The organism is Pseudarthrobacter sp. 05T312 (assembly GCF_056396685.1).
The window spans coordinates 236,052-250,766 of the sequence record NZ_JBFTLY010000002.1 but is presented as its reverse complement, the minus strand read 5'-3'; the positions used below and the strand labels follow the sequence as shown (position 1 = coordinate 250,766).

The following is a 14,715-nucleotide window of genomic DNA, read 5'->3' as shown; positions in this document are numbered from 1 at the left end:
ATGTCAATGCTGTTTTGCCCCGTCAAACCACTCCTGGGCCGGGTTGGTCACAGCAGGCGCGGAACGGTCCAAATCCGGCTGCGCAGCCCACCGCACGCCGTTGGCCAGGACCCGCTGGACCTGTGGATGGTAGTACACCGGGTACTCCTGGTCACCCGGGCTGAAGTAGAAGATGCGGCCCTTTCCGCGCGTGAAGGTGACGCCGGAGCGGAACACCTCTCCGCCGGCAAAGGAGCTGATGAAGATCAGGTCGTCCGGGTCCGGGATGTCGAACAGTTCGCCGTACATCTCCTGCTCCGGGATAACGATGGGGCTGTCCACCCCGTCCGCGATGGGGTGGGATGGCTTGACGGTCCACACCAGTTCGCGCTGGCCGTCATTCCGCCAGGCCAGGGAGCAGCTGGTGCCGAGCAGTTTGGTGAAGATCCTGGAGAAGTGTCCAGAGTGCAGCACGAGCAGTCCCATCCCGCCCAGCACGTGCCGGTGGACGCGTTCGACGACTGCATCCCGCACCTCGGCGTGCGCGATGTGGCCCCACCACAGCAGGACGTCCGTCTCCGCGAGCACCTCTTCGCTGAGGCCGTGGTCGACGTCGGTGGCCAGGACCGCTGTCGTGATCTCGGCGTCCGGAAGATGCGAGCGGAGGCCGGCGGCGATGGCGCCGTGGATGCCGTCCGGGTAGATCTCCCCGATGTGTGCTGGTTCGTTGTTTGCTTCGTGGACGCCTTCGTTCCACACACGGATCCGCAGTTTGCCGTCCATCAGAGCCGAACCTCCCTCTGCTCGCGTGCGGACTGGTAGCACGCGTCGATGACCTGCGCACGGTACAGGGCCACGGATCCGTCATGGTTGGCCCAGGCCTGGACGCCGCCCCGCACGGCGGTCACGAAATCCTCCACCACAGCATCGTGCGCGCGGCCCGGCAAAACCGGGGGCAGGTAGTCCGCAGCACCGCCGTCCTTGTCCGTGAACACCCGCAGCCGGCCCACCGGCGGGAAGGGTGCCCCGTGCACCCTGAGCTCGGCGCCGCCGTCGGTCCCGTACACGGTGAAGTCCAGCTGGTCATCGGTTTCCCGGTAGGCAGCCCAGCTGGCCTCGACCAGCAGGGTCGCGCCGCCCTCCAGCCGCAGGAACGCCGTGGCGAAGTCCTCCACTTCGAAGGCGTGGCTGGTGGCGTGGGCGGAGAAGCGGCTGCCACCGCCCCGGCCCTGGGGGCCCAGTTCGGCATGGGTGGCCGCGGAGACCGCCACCACCTTGGGCTCGCCGAGGAGGTACAGGGCGAAGTCGAGCACGTGGACGCCGATGTCCGCCAGGGGCCCGCCGCCGGCGAGCTCCGGGTTGGTGAACCAGCTGCCCAGTGTGGGGATGCCGGCGCGCCGCAGCCATGAGGCTTTCGCGTAATACGGCCGGCCCAGCCCGCCGCCGTCGATGACGTCCTTGAGTGCCCTGATGTCGCCGCGCCGGCGGTGGTTGAAGGCGACGTCCAGGACGCGGCCGGCCTTCCGGGCGGCGTCCACCATGGCCCGGCCTTCCACGGCGTTGCGGGCGATCGGTTTCTCGCTCAACACGTGGAGGCCCCGTTCCAGGGCGGCGATGGCGATCGGGGCGTGCAGGAAGGTGGGCACTGCCACGCTGACCGCGTCCAGGCCGCCGTGCTCCAGCATGTCCTCCCAGCCGGCGAAGGCGTCCGGGATGGCGTATTCGGCCTGCAGGGAGTCGCGGAGGTCCTGTTCCATGCCTGCGACCGAGACGATGCTTACTCCGTCCAGTGCCGAGTAGGCCTTGAGGTGCTGCTGGCCGGCCCAGCCGATGCCCACCACCCCCACCCGTAAGTCCTGGACTGGGGTCTCTGCCGGGGCGGGTGGCTGCGGGTTGGGGGACTGCTCGTGGCTCAACGGATACGCCCTTTCTTTGCTGGACGCTTACCCCCATCCCACCGAAACATGCATTTAACCTTCCGGCCCGACGCGTGAAATATGGACTTGGATACTCTGGTGCAACAAGGTTTACTGATAGCTAACCAACCCGGACAGGAATGTTTCGATGACCAGTGTCGCAACCCCTGCTGTAACCCCCGCCATGGAGCCGGTCCCTGCGGCCGCCGCTTCAGCAACGGGACCGACCATTTCCCTCGCAGACATCGCCCGTGCCCATGACGTCCGCTTCCTCCTGGCCACCTTCGTGGACATGACCGGCAAGCCCTGCGCCAAGCTCGTCCCGGTGGAAGCCGCCGACGAACTCGAAGCGGGTGCCATGGGCTTTGCCGGCTACGCGGCCGGCCTCATCGGCCAGAAGCCCCAGGACGGGGACCTCATCGCCGTCCCGGACCTGGCCTCCTTCACCCCGGTTCCCTTCATCAAGGAAGGGCTGGCCATCATCCACTGCGACCCGCATGTCGACGGCAAGCCCTGGCCCTACGCCCCGCGCGTCATCCTCAAGAACGCCCTGGCCCGCTTGGCTGACCGCGGCATGCAGGCCAAGGTGGGCGCCGAGGTGGAGTACTTCCTGGTGAACAAGAACGACGACGGGACGCTGAGCACCGCCGACGCCCGCGACGATTCGCCCCGCCCCTGCTACGACGCGCGCGGCGTGACCCGGATGTACGAGCACCTCACGTCCATCAGCGACGCGATGAACTCGCTCGGCTGGGGCAATTACGCCAACGACCACGAGGACGCCGCCGGCCAGTTCGAGCAGAACTTCACCTACGCCGATGCCCTCACCACCGCCGACCGCGTGGTCTCCCTCCGCTACATCCTGAACATCCTGGCCGAGCAGCGCGGCATGACCGCCACGTTCATGCCCAAGCCCTTCACGGACCGCACCGGGACCGGCCTGCACTTCCACCTCTCGCTGTGGTCGGGTGCGGAGGCGCTGTTCCCGGGGGAGGACGGAAACGCGGACGACGGCGGACGCGGCCTGGGGCTGTCCGGCCTCGCGTATTCCTTCATCGCCGGAATCCTGGACCACGCCCCCGCTCTGCAGGCCTTCCTCGCCCCCACGGTCAACTCCTACAAGCGCACCGGCGCCACCACCAGTTCCTCCGGCGCCACCTGGTCCCCGCGGAAGGCCTCCTACGGCGGCAACGACCGGACCCACATGATCAGGGTGCCGGACAACAAAAGGATCGAACTCCGCTCCGGGGACGGCTCCGCCAACCCGTACCTCGCCGTCGCCACCGCCATCGCCGCAGGGCTGGACGGCGTGGAGAAGTCCCTCGACCCGGGCACCCCGTCCGGGCCGGGGGAGTCCAAGGCGGATGCCCATTCACTGCCCGCCACCCTGCTCCACGCCGTGGAAGCGCTCCGGAGGGACCCCGTGATCCTGGCCGGCCTGAGCGGAGATCCGGAGATCGGAACCTACTACGCAAACGCCAAGGAAGAGGAGTTCCTCAGCTGGCACAACCAGGTCAGCGACTGGGAAATCCGGACCTACCTCACCTCGATCTAATCCCTACGAAATAAAGGAATCCCACCATGTGCGGAATCGCCGCGCTGCAGCTGCGCAATCCCTCGCTGCACCCCCGGATGGGCAGCCTGCTGTCCTCGATGCTCTGCCAGATCGTGGACCGCGGACCCGACTCCGCCGGCCTCGCCGTCTACAACACCCCGGGCCTGGTGTCGCCAGGCATGTCCACCCTGAGCCTGCTCGGCAGGGACCAGGGAATGACGACGACGGACATCACCTCAGGTGTCGGGGCGCTCCTGCCGTCTGACGCGGCAGCGGCCGTGCAGGTGGTGGGCGACACCACCCTGGTGAGCGCCGCCGTCGGGACGGACTTCCTGGTCAAGGCGGTCACCGAAACCCTGCCGGCCGCCACCGTCATCGGCCGCGGCGAACACGTGGCCGTGATGAAGAGCGTGGGCCACCCCATGGAGATCGCCGCCGACCACGGGCTGGAAGCCATGGCGGGCAGCCAGGGCCTGTCCCACACCCGGATGGCCACCGAATCCGCCGTCACCGCCGGCGGCTCGCACCCCTTCTCCGTGGCCGACGACCTGTGCCTGGTGCACAACGGGTCCTTCTCCAACCACGCCACCGTCCGCCGCGAGCTCAAGCGCGAAGGCGTGGTGTTCGACTCCGAGAACGACACCGAGGTGGGCGCACGCTACGTCGCCTCCCGACTGCAGCAGGGCGACACCCTCGAGGAAGCCCTGGTGAACCTGGGCAAGGTCCTGGACGGTTTCTACACCCTGGTGGTCACCACCGCGGACAGCATGGCCGTGGTCCGCGACCCCATCGCCTGCAAGCCCGCAATCATCGCCGAAACCGGCGACTACGTGGCCATGGCCTCCGAATACCGCGCCCTGGCAGCACTGCCCGGCATCGACACCGCCCGCATCTTTGAACCGGAACCCGGAAAGGTCTACACATGGTCACTCTGACAGCCCCCGAAGCCACTGCCCCCGCACTGGACGGCCCCACCGTCGTCGACCTCGCCCGAGCCCAGGTCCGCGACCTGAACCAGGCACTCCACAACGCGGCCGATGGCCAGTCCTGGACCGTGACCAACCCCGGCGGCAAGCACAGCCTCGCCGTCGGCATCAACGCCGACGCTACCGTGACCATCGAGGGCCACGCCGGCTACTACGCCGCCGGGATGCACCAAAAGGGAACCGTGACCGTCACCGGCAACGCCGGCGTCGGACTGGCCGAGAACATCATGTCCGGCACCGTCCATGTGAAGGGCGACGCCTCGCAGTCCGCGGCCGCCACCGGCCACGGCGGCCTGGTGGTCATCGACGGCAACGCCGGCGCCCGCTGCGGGATCTCCATGAAGGGCGTGGACATCGTGGTGGGCGGCAACATCGGCCACATGTCTGCGTTCATGGCCCAGGCCGGACGGCTGGTGGTCTGCGGCGACGCGGGGGATGCGCTGGGGGACTCCATCTACGAGGCCAGGATTTACGTGCAGGGCACGGTGGCCTCCCTGGGCGCCGACTGCATCGAAAAGCCGCTGAAGGCCGAGCACCTGGCAGAACTCGCGGAACTCCTGGCCGCCGCCGGCCGCACCGACAACCCGGCCGACTTCAAGCGCTACGGCTCCGCCCGGAACCTCTACCACTTCCACGTCGACAACTCGACTGCCTACTAGGAGGCCCCCATGACCATCACCTCCCTTCCGGTTCCCGCCCAGGACATCGCCGAACTGGGCCTCCGCGAGTCCGCCACCTTCGACCGCGCCACCATCGCCGACATCCAGCGCGCCGCCGCCACCGGCGTCTACGACATCCGCGGCTGGGGCGCCAAGCGCAAGGTCCCGCACTTCGACGACCTGCTCTTCCTCGGCGCCTCCATGTCCCGCTACCCGCTGGAGGGCTACCGCGAAAAGTGCGATACCGACGTCGTCCTCGGCGATCGGTACGCCAGCCGCCCGCTGCACCTGGCCACCCCGGTGACCATCGCCGGCATGAGCTTCGGCGCCCTGTCCGCCAACGCCAAAGAGGCGCTGGGCCGCGGCGCGTCCGAGGTGGGCACCTCCACCACCACGGGCGACGGCGGCATGACCCCTGAGGAGCGCGGCCAGTCCAAGCACCTGGTGTACCAGTACCTGCCGTCCCGCTACGGCATGAACCCGGACGACCTCCGCAAGGCCGACGCCATCGAGATCGTGCTGGGCCAGGGCGCCAAGCCCGGCGGCGGCGGCATGCTGCTGGGCCAGAAGATCACCGAACGCGTGGCCGGGATGCGCACCCTCCCGGTGGGGATCGACCAGCGGTCCGCGAGCCGCCACCCGGACTGGACCGGCCCGGACGACCTCGAGATCAAGATCGGCGAACTGCGCGAGATCACCGACTGGAAGACCCCCATCTACGTCAAGATCGGCGCGTCCCGGCCGTACTACGACACCGCTCTCGCCGTGAAGTCCGGTGCGGACGTGGTGGTGCTCGATGGCATGCAGGGCGGCACCGCGGCCACGCAGCAGGTATTCATCGAAAACGTCGGCATCCCCACCCTCGCCGCCATCCCGCAGGCCGTCCAGGCGCTGCAGGAACTGGGCATGCACCGCAAGGTCCAGCTGATCGTCTCCGGCGGCATCCGCACCGGCGCCGACGTCGCCAAGGCCATGGCCCTGGGCGCGGACGCCGTGGCCATCGGCACCGCGGCGCTGATTGCCCTGGGCGACAACGACCCCCGCTACGCCGCCGAATACTCGGCCCTGGGCTCGGCCGCCGGGTTCTACGACGACTTCCAGGACGGCCGCGACCCCGCCGGCATCACCACCCAGGACCCGGAGCTCTCCTCCCGCCTGGACCCCGTCGCAGCCGGTAAGCGGCTGGCCAACTACCTCCGTGTCCTCACCATGGAAGCCCAGACCATTGCCCGGGCCTGCGGAAAATCGCACCTGCACAACCTGGAGCCGGAAGACCTGGTGGCTCTGACCATCGAGGCCTCCGCGATGGCCCGGGTGCCGCTGGCAGGCACCAGCTGGATCCCCGGTGTGCAGGGAAGCTTCTGATGGCGGAGTCCTCTGATTACGTGGTGGTGGGCGCCGGCTTGGCCGGAGCCGCCACCGCGTGGCAGCTCGCGGCGCAGGGCCACCAGGTCACGCTGGTGGAGCGCGACGTACCCGCCGCCCACGACGGCAGCTCCCACGGCTCCGCCCGGATCTTCCGCTACGCCTACCCGGACCCGTTCTACACCCGGGCCGTGCTCGACTCCAAAGCGCTCTGGGACGGGCTCGCAGCGGACGCCGGCGCGGAGCTGATTACGCCGTTCGGCGCGGTGGACTACGGTCCAAAGCGCAATCCGGCGCAGCTCGCGGAGGTGCTTGCGGCCGTCGGCATCGACCACGAGCTGGTGTCCGCCACCGAAGCCCGGGGCCGCTGGCCGCAGATCGCGTTCGACACCGAGGTCCTCTGGCACCCCGGCGCCGGCGTGATCGACGCTGAAACGTCAGTCAACGCCATGGTGGCGCTCGCGTTCCGGCACGGCGCAAAAGTCCTGACCGGCTGGAGCCTGGACCGGGTGGAACGGCTGGGCGGCGGCTACCGGTTGCACTCCTCCACAGGGGAAACGCTCGACGCCGGCAACGTCGTCGTCAGCGCCGGCGGGTGGCTCCCGCGGCTGCTGGAGTCCCTCCCGCTGCCGGCGGGCTTCCTGGCCGGCCTGCCCGACTTCACCGTCCGGCAGGAACAGGCCTTCCACTTCCGGTACCGGGAAGACCCCGGCTTTTCCTCCACCAACTGGCCCACCTTCATCCACAAGGCCGGCGACATCCAAACCTACGGCCTCCCCGGCGGACGGGACGCCGGGTTCGCGGGCCAGAAGGTGGCCGAATACGACGGCGGCCCCCGCATCCCGTCGGCCGCCGAACAGACCGGAGTAGTGGACCCGGCCAACCGCGCCCGCGTGGTGGAGTACGTCCGCCGCTACCTGCCCGGCCTGGACCCGGAACCCTACGCCGAAACCACCTGCCTCTTCACGAACACGCCCAACGAGGACTTCCTGATTGACCGGGCGGACAACCTCACCGTCGTCTCACCCTGCTCCGGCCACGGGGCCAAGTTCGCTCCCCTGATCGGGCAGTGGGCCGCGGACCTGGCCACCGGCGCAGGGGCTGTTCCGGACCGGTTCCGCAGCTCCGCCTCACCGGCACTCACCACATAGAACGGAATCCCGTGACCCTTCCCCAGACCGCACCCGCGCCGCACGCGGTATCCGCCGAAACTGCCGGCGCACCTACCGTCGCAGGCCTCCTTAAGGAAATCTCCGACGTCGGACGTGACAGTGCCCGCGGTGGCTACTCCCGCCCGGTGTTCTCCACCGCCGAATCGGACCTCCGCACCTGGTTTATCGAGCAGGCCGGCCGGCGCGGGCTGGACGTCCACACTGACGCCAACGGAATCATCTGGGCCTGGTGGGACACGGCCACGGGCGTGCGGAAGGACGCCGTGGCCACCGGCAGCCACCTCGATTCCGTCCCCGGCGGCGGGGAGTATGACGGCCCCCTGGGCGTCGCCTCGGCGCTGGTGGCCGTCGACCTCCTCAAGGCCCGGAACTTCCGGCCGCGCCGGCCCCTGGCGCTCGCCGTCTTTCCGGAGGAGGAAGGCTCCCGGTTCGGCGTGGCCTGCCTTGGGTCACGGCTCCTCACCGGCAGCCTGGACCCGGACAAGGCCCGCAACCTCCGCGACCCGGACGGCAACACCTTCGCCGACGTCGCCGCCGCGAACGGACAGGACCCGCGGTTCATCGGCGCCGACTACAAGGCCCTGCAGCAGCTGGGGATGTTCGTGGAGCTGCACGTGGAGCAGGGGAGGGGACTGGTCGACCTGCACCGGCCGATGGCCATCGGGTCGTCGATCCTGGGCCACGGCCGCTGGAAACTGAGCATCACGGGCGAGGGAAACCACGCCGGAACCACGCTCATGAGGGACCGGCGGGACCCCATGATCGCGGCCGCCCAAGTCATGGTGTCCATCCGGGACACCGCCCGGAAGTACAAGGATGCCCGAGCCACGGTGGGCCGGCTGCAGCCCGTCCCCGGCGGTACCAACGTGATCGCCTCGCGGGTGGACCTGTGGATCGACGTCCGCCACCCCGAAGACTCAGTGACTGCGGCCCTGGTGGAGGCCATCGGGCTGAACGCCCAGGTCATCGCCGCGGAGGAAGGCTGTGAGGCGGCCCTGACCACGGAGTCGCTGAGTCCCACGGTGCACTTCGACGGCGGCCTCCGGGACCGGCTGCGGGAGCTCCTGCCTGCCGCCCCGATACTGGACACCGGGGCAGGCCACGACGCCGGGGTGCTGGCCGCACACCTGCCCACCGCCATGCTGTTCGTCCGGAACCCCACGGGCATCTCGCATTCGCCCGACGAACTCGTGGAGGACACCGACGCCGAGGCTGGCGCACAGGCCCTGGCTGACGCCCTGGCCGGGCTCCTGGGCGGGGTCCGCGTCATTGGCTAGCACCGGCGTCGTACACCTGGGCCCGCGTGGCCCGCCTAAGATGGCAACCATGACCGAACAGGCCGGGGACCGCGGAGCAGACCATGACGGCGACCAGGTGGCCGGCCGGCTGGAGCAGGTCATCGCGGCCCAGGTGCGGCACTACCGCACCACGCAGGGCCTGTCCTCCGCCGAACTGGCAGCCCGGACGGGCATGTCCAAGGCCATGATCTCGCGGGTGGAAACTGCCACCACCTCCTGCTCGCTCACCACCTTGCAGCGGCTCGCCGACGGGCTGAACGTTCCAGTCACCGCACTGTTCCGCGGCGCGGACACGGACCGGGACGCCACCTTCACCAAGAGCGGCCAGGGCAGCCTGACGGTCCGCACCGGCACCCAGCACGGCCACGAATACCGCGTGCTGGGCACCCTCAAAGGCCGGACCGATGCGCTGGAACCCACCCTGGTGACCCTCACGGACGCCAGCGACGTGTTTCCCCTGTTCCAGCACCCCGGCACCGAGTTCATCTACATGCTCGCCGGGAAAATGGTGTACGGGCACGGCTCCTACGAGTACGCCATGGAACCGGGGGACTCCCTGCTGCTCGACGGCGAAGGCCCGCACGGACCCCTGGAGCTGCTGGACCTGCCCATCAGGTTCCTGGCCATCTCCGCCAAATAGTACATCCGGTACGCCTGCGCTCAACGGGACCTGTGAAACTCGCGTGCAAAAGGCTGAAACGATCATTTAACACACCGGAAACCCATCCAAAAATCACCGCCATACTCTGGTATCAGACGGCAAAAGCCGCCCTCCGCCGGCCGTGGTTTCTCCACCCGCGGCCCACTCGGCGGAACGGCTCTGACGGCAACTGACCGTTCTTTTCGCATCTTGAAAGGGGTTTCCCATGGACTCGGGAAATGTCGCTTGGATTTTGGCCAGCTCGGCGCTGGTATGCATGATGATTCCCGCCCTGGCCCTGTTTTACGGGGGCATGGTGGGGTCCCGCCGCATCCTGAACATGATGATGATGTGCTTCGGCGGCGCCAGCCTGGTGGCCGTGCTGTGGGCACTGTTCGGCTACTCGATGGCCTTCGGAAACTCCGTGGGCGGCCTGGGACTCATCGGTGACGTCACCGAGTTCCCCGGCATGGGGCAGCTGCTGGCCAAGGACGATTCCGCGTCCATCCCGGTCATCCTGTTCGCAGCATTCCAACTGTTCTTCGCCTGCGTCACCACCGCACTGGTTGCCGGTGCCGCCGCGGGCCGCATGAAGTTTGGCGCCTGGATGCTGTTCGCCGGCATCTGGGCCACGGTGGTCTACTTCCCCATTGCGCACTGGGTGTTCGCGTTCGACTCGGCGGACGGCAGCACCGTCGGCGGCTGGATCGCCAACGGCATCAAGGCCATCGACTTCGCCGGGGGCACCGCAGTCCACATGAACGCCGGCGCCGCGGCCCTGGCCCTGGCCCTGGTGCTGGGCAAGAGCTCCGGCTGGCCCAAGGTGGAACACGCCAAGCCGCACAGCCGGCCGCTGGTCCTGGTGGGCGCAGGCCTGCTGTGGGTGGGCTGGTTCGGCTTCAACGCCGGCTCCGCGCTGTCTGCCGGCCAGTCGGCGTCCGTGGTGTTCCTGAACACCGCTGTGGCAGCTTCGGCCGGACTGCTTGCCTGGGCCCTTGTTGAGCGGTTCCGCCACGGCGCAGCCACCAGCATGGGCGCCGCCTCCGGCCTCATCGCCGCGCTGGTGGCCATCACCCCCGCCTGTGGCGCCGTCAGCCCGCTCGGCGCACTGGCCATCGGCGCCATCGCCGGGGCCGTCTGCTCGCTGGCCATCGAATGGAAGTTCCGCCTGGGCTTCGACGATTCCCTCGACGTCGTCGGCGTCCACCTGGTGGGCGGCATCCTGGGCACGCTGCTGATCGGCCTCTTCGCCACGGACAAGGCCCCGAACGGCGTCAGTGGCCTCTTCTACGGCGGCGGCTTCGAACTGCTGGGCGTCCAGGCCCTCGCCACCATCACGGTGCTCGCCTACTCCTTCGGTGTCACCTGGATCCTGGCGAAGATCCTGGACAAGACCATGGGCGGCCTGCGCATCAAGCCCGAGGACGAACTCCGCGGCATCGACCTCGCGGCCCACTCGGAGCTGGCCTACCTGATGGACGAGGACCCGGTGGAGCTGGGCTCCCCGCAGCGGGTCTAGTTCCCCGCCCAGAAGCTGCCGGGCGCCCGCCTGCTGGGGGCGGCGCCCGGCATACCTGCGCGCCGGCACCTACTCCTTGAACAGCCCCGCAAGGTCCTCGGCCGTGATGGCCCCGCCGGCCAGGGCATCGCCCTCCATGACGTCAGCGAACAGCTGCGACTTACGGGTCTTCAGCGCCATGACCTTCTCCTCAATGGTGTCCTTGGCCACCAGCCGGTACACCATGACGTTCCGGGCCTGCCCGATCCTGTGGGTCCGGTCCACGGCCTGGGCCTCGGAGGCAGGGTTCCACCACGGATCGAGCAGGAAGACGTAGTCGGCCTCGGTGAGGTTCAGGCCGAACCCGCCGGCCTTGAGCGAAATCAGGAACACCGGCGCGCTGCCGTTCTTGAACTCGCTGACAACGTCGGCACGGTTCCGGGTTCCGCCGTCGAGGTAGCAGTATTCGATCTCCTCCTGGTCCAGCCGCTCCCGGACCTTGCCCAGGAACCCGGTGAACTGGCTGAAGATCAGCGCCCGGTGCCCCTCGGCCACCAGGTCCTCGAGCTGCTCGAACAGCACATCCAGCTTCGAGGACCGAACCGCGGACAGGGCAGGGTCCACCAGGGACACATCCAGGCTGAGCTGCCGCAGCAGGGTCAGCGACTGGAAAATGGTGAACCGGTTCTTGTTGACATCTTCAATCAGCCCCAGGATCTTCTGCCGCTCACGCTGCAGGTGCGTCTGGTAGACCTTCTGGTGGCGCGGATTCAGCACCACCTCCAGGATCTGCTCCTGCTTGGGCGGCAGGTCCTTGATCACCTGGTCCTTGGTGCGGCGCATCATCAGCGGCCGGACGCGGCGCCGGAGCTTCTCCAGTTGCCCCTTGTCGCCGTTCTTTTCGACCGGTTTCTGGTAATACTCGGCGAAGCGTTTGGGGCTGGAGAACAGGCCCGGAGCGACGATGGATGTCAGGGCCCAAAACTCCATCAGGTTGTTCTCCAGCGGGGTGCCGGTGATGGCCAGCTTGAACGCGGCCGGCAGCTTGCGCGCGCACTGGTAGGCCTTGGACTGGTGGTTCTTCACGAACTGGGCCTCATCCAGGACCAGCCCGTTCCAGGTGCGGGAGGCGTAGGCCTCGTAATCGATCCGGAACAGGGCGTAGGACGTGATCACGATATCTGCCTCGCCCAGGGCCTCCGCCACGTCCTGCCCGCTCTTGGCAAAGGTCTCGCCGACAGTCCGGACGGTCAGGCCCGGGGCGAAGCGGGCGGCTTCCAGCGCCCAGTTGCCCACCACGCTGGTGGGTGCCACCACCAGGAAGGGCGCGACGGCGGCGGGCCGGCCTCCGGAGCCGGCGGCAGCACCGGCGTCGGACGTTTCCAGGGACGAAGCAGCCGCGACCGCCAGCTCCTTCGCCGCGCACATCAGCGCCAGCGCCTGGACGGTCTTGCCCAGGCCCATATCGTCCGCCAGGATGCCGCCCAGCCCGTGTTTGTAGAGGAAGCTCAGCCAGTTGAACCCCTCCAGCTGGTACGGCCGCAACTCCGCGTCCAGGGTGGCCGGCAGCGGCAGCCCGTCCGTGCCGCCCTCCAGGAGCCCGCCGACGGCGGACCGCCAGGCCGCAGCCTGTTCGTCCACGATCCCCAGCTGCGCCAGCTCGTCCCATAGCCCGGCCTGGAACCTGCTGATCTGCAGGGGAGCATCCTTGTTGTCCTGCAGCGACCTGGCTTCCTCGATCAGAGCCCGCAACTGGTGCAGTTCCGGCAGGTCCAGCGAGAAGTAGGCTCCGCTGGGCAGCAGCATCTTGGTCTGGCCGGCCGCCAGCGCGGAGAAGACGGCAGCGAAGGAGACTGGCTGGCCTTCCAGCGAAATCTGGATGCCCAGGTCGAACCAGTCACGCTGCTCGGTGGCCTTGGTGGAGATCGACACCACGGGTGCTTCCTCGGCCTCGCGGTAGTCCGCGATGTCACCCACGGTTTCCACATCCACGTCCGGCGCTTCCCGCAGCCGGGGGAGCACCTCCTCGGTGAACGCCAGCGTGTCCAGGCCGGTCAGTTCCGCGGACGCCGCCAGCCGCGGAGTGCCCCAGCCTCCCGTTGCTGATTCACCCAGGGCAGGGACCACGTCCCATGGCTGGCCGATGCCCTCCAGGATGCGGGCCTCGGCGGTGTCGTCACGGTAGCCGTGATCGCCCGGGTGCCGCCACAGGGGCTGGGCGGTGACCAGGGTCCCGGTCTTGTAGTGCCATTCCCAGTGCAGCCGCACCCGGTGGTCGGCACCGTAGTTGGCCAGCAGGGACAGGGTGGGGACGGCCAACTCGGGCAGTTCCACGGACTCGTCGCGGGCCGTCACCCGGGCCGCCTGCTTCAGTTTCGGGTAGAATCCGGTCAGGAAGCGGGATTCGTCCCTGGCCGGGATGTGCAGCATGCTTCCCGCAGTGACGAACGCCAGCAGCTCCTCGCTCAGCCCGTTCTCCAGCGGCGCCAGCGTGATGGTGCCGTTGGGGTCCGGCACGCCCGGCAGCGAGGCTTCCCCGGAGGTAAAGAACAGCCCGTGCGCAGGGCGCCCGATCGTTCCCACCGACGCCGGATCAACCTCCGCGCCCTCAACCGTGATGGTGGGCGAAAGCTCCAGGCCGCCGTCGGACGTGTCCGCTTTTGCCCCGGCGGCTTCCGCGGCGGGCTCCGCCACCGGAGCCCCGTACCGGCTCAGGGAAAGCCCGACGGCGGCGGGGGCCTCAGCGACGTGGACCGGTTCCGTGCCGCGCGAGTGGACCAGCGCGAGCCCGATCTTCCGGGCGTCGGACAGCAGGCTCCACAGGTTCCTGCCCGCGTACGAGTTCAGTCCCAGCCACAGGCCCGCGGCGTTGTGCACCCGGCTGGCGGAGGACGAATGGCCGGCCAGGAACTCCTGCAGCCACTCGACGTGCGCCTGGTTCGATTCCCGCCGGAAGTTCAGGTAGCTCAGGGTGTTCCAGGAAACATCGCCCCGGATCCATTTGCCCTTGGCACCCATGATGACCGGCCGGACCTTGAGCTGGCGGACGCCGCGCACGGGGTCCCTGCGGCCGGTGTAGGAGAAATGCGGAGGCGGTTCCTCCACCTCGAACTGCAGGGCAAGCGGAACCCCCTGGGTGGAGGCGGTGGGACCGGGCCGGGAGATCAGGGGGCTGAGGGCCTGCTCCCAGTCGGAAAGGGCCGCGGCCGGCGCACGGGACACCTGGGTGGAGGTGGACGGAGCCAGCAGCTGCACCCGGATGGCGGGGTTGTCCTCGGCCGCGAACAGCAGGGCCGCCACATGCTTGCAGTCCTTGCGGACCGGGCAGCTGCACACACCCACGGTGCAGCTCCAGCCGCCGCCCTTCCGGACCAGCTTGGCGGTGGTGGAGTACGGAACGTCCGCCCCGCCCCGGACCTTCCCCAGCATCAGCCCCGTGCCGCCGTCGAACGATATGCCCGAGACCCTGCTTGCCATGGCATACGCCAGCCCGGCCGCCAGCGAGCGGTCGTTGATTGCAGGTGTCTGTATTGCCAGGTCCGCACTCTCGTCCGGTTGGGATGGCATGGTGGGGGCTACTTTCGGCAGGCCACGGCGGAGCCGGGTCCGGTGGGAGGTTATCTGATCCATCTTAGTTCGCCCGGGGG

11 protein-coding genes are annotated in these 14,715 nt (G+C 68.7%); 8 read left to right on the top strand and 3 right to left on the bottom strand.

From position 1 onward, the window contains the following. Positions 1-3 precede the first annotated feature (3 nt). Together AC1DIP_RS05290 and AC1DIP_RS05285 are read right to left on the bottom strand one after the other, a co-directional pair. Complete coding sequence (locus AC1DIP_RS05290; protein ID WP_477733114.1) at positions 4-762, bottom strand: ThuA domain-containing protein; 759 nt, start codon at positions 760-762, stop codon at positions 4-6. Then, positions 762-1,895 (bottom strand): Gfo/Idh/MocA family protein, encoded by a 1,134-nt coding sequence (locus tag AC1DIP_RS05285; protein ID WP_477733113.1) that lies wholly within the window; start codon positions 1,893-1,895, stop codon positions 762-764. The genes AC1DIP_RS05290 and AC1DIP_RS05285 overlap by 1 nt, the downstream gene beginning before the upstream one ends. A 148-nt stretch (positions 1,896-2,043) precedes the next feature. Here AC1DIP_RS05285 and glnT point away from each other — a divergent pair, with 148 nt between their 5' ends. From glnT to AC1DIP_RS05245, 8 genes are all read left to right on the top strand, one after another. Further along, positions 2,044-3,450 carry a type III glutamate--ammonia ligase gene (gene glnT, locus AC1DIP_RS05280; RefSeq protein WP_477733112.1) on the top strand — a complete coding sequence of 469 codons (1,407 nt, stop codon included), beginning with the start codon at positions 2,044-2,046 and terminating at the stop codon, positions 3,448-3,450. Positions 3,451-3,476: 26 nt separating this feature from the next. Beyond that, positions 3,477-4,385, top strand: coding sequence for a class II glutamine amidotransferase domain-containing protein (locus AC1DIP_RS05275; protein ID WP_477733111.1), 909 nt, complete (start codon positions 3,477-3,479; stop codon positions 4,383-4,385). After that, complete coding sequence (locus AC1DIP_RS05270) at positions 4,373-5,095, top strand: protein glxC (protein WP_477733110.1); 723 nt, start codon at positions 4,373-4,375, stop codon at positions 5,093-5,095. Before AC1DIP_RS05275 ends, AC1DIP_RS05270 begins: the two co-directional genes overlap by 13 nt. 9 nt (positions 5,096-5,104) lie before the next feature. Beyond that, the gene (locus AC1DIP_RS05265; RefSeq protein WP_477733109.1) at positions 5,105-6,460 is read left to right on the top strand and encodes an FMN-binding glutamate synthase family protein; all 1,356 of its coding nucleotides are present in this window, start codon (positions 5,105-5,107) and stop codon (positions 6,458-6,460) included. Further along, positions 6,460-7,611, top strand: a complete 1,152-nt coding sequence (locus AC1DIP_RS05260) for an FAD-dependent oxidoreductase (RefSeq protein ID WP_477733108.1) — start codon at positions 6,460-6,462, stop codon at positions 7,609-7,611. Before AC1DIP_RS05265 ends, AC1DIP_RS05260 begins: the two co-directional genes overlap by 1 nt. A gap of 11 nt (positions 7,612-7,622) precedes the next feature. Beyond that, the gene (locus tag AC1DIP_RS05255; protein WP_477733107.1) at positions 7,623-8,909 is read left to right on the top strand and encodes an allantoate amidohydrolase; all 1,287 of its coding nucleotides are present in this window, start codon (positions 7,623-7,625) and stop codon (positions 8,907-8,909) included. A 49-nt stretch (positions 8,910-8,958) separates the two neighbouring features. Beyond that, a complete protein-coding gene (locus tag AC1DIP_RS05250) occupies positions 8,959-9,570 on the top strand; it encodes a helix-turn-helix domain-containing protein (RefSeq protein ID WP_477733106.1) in 612 nt (203 codons plus the stop codon). A 226-nt stretch (positions 9,571-9,796) separates the two neighbouring features. Next, positions 9,797-11,089, top strand: a complete 1,293-nt coding sequence (locus tag AC1DIP_RS05245; protein WP_476207609.1) for an ammonium transporter — start codon at positions 9,797-9,799, stop codon at positions 11,087-11,089. 69 nt (positions 11,090-11,158) lie between these two features. On the opposite strand, the gene AC1DIP_RS05240 is transcribed toward AC1DIP_RS05245, so the two are convergent. Beyond that, the gene (locus tag AC1DIP_RS05240) at positions 11,159-14,635 is read right to left on the bottom strand and encodes a DEAD/DEAH box helicase (protein WP_477733105.1); all 3,477 of its coding nucleotides are present in this window, start codon (positions 14,633-14,635) and stop codon (positions 11,159-11,161) included. Between the last annotated feature and the right edge of the window lie 80 nt (positions 14,636-14,715).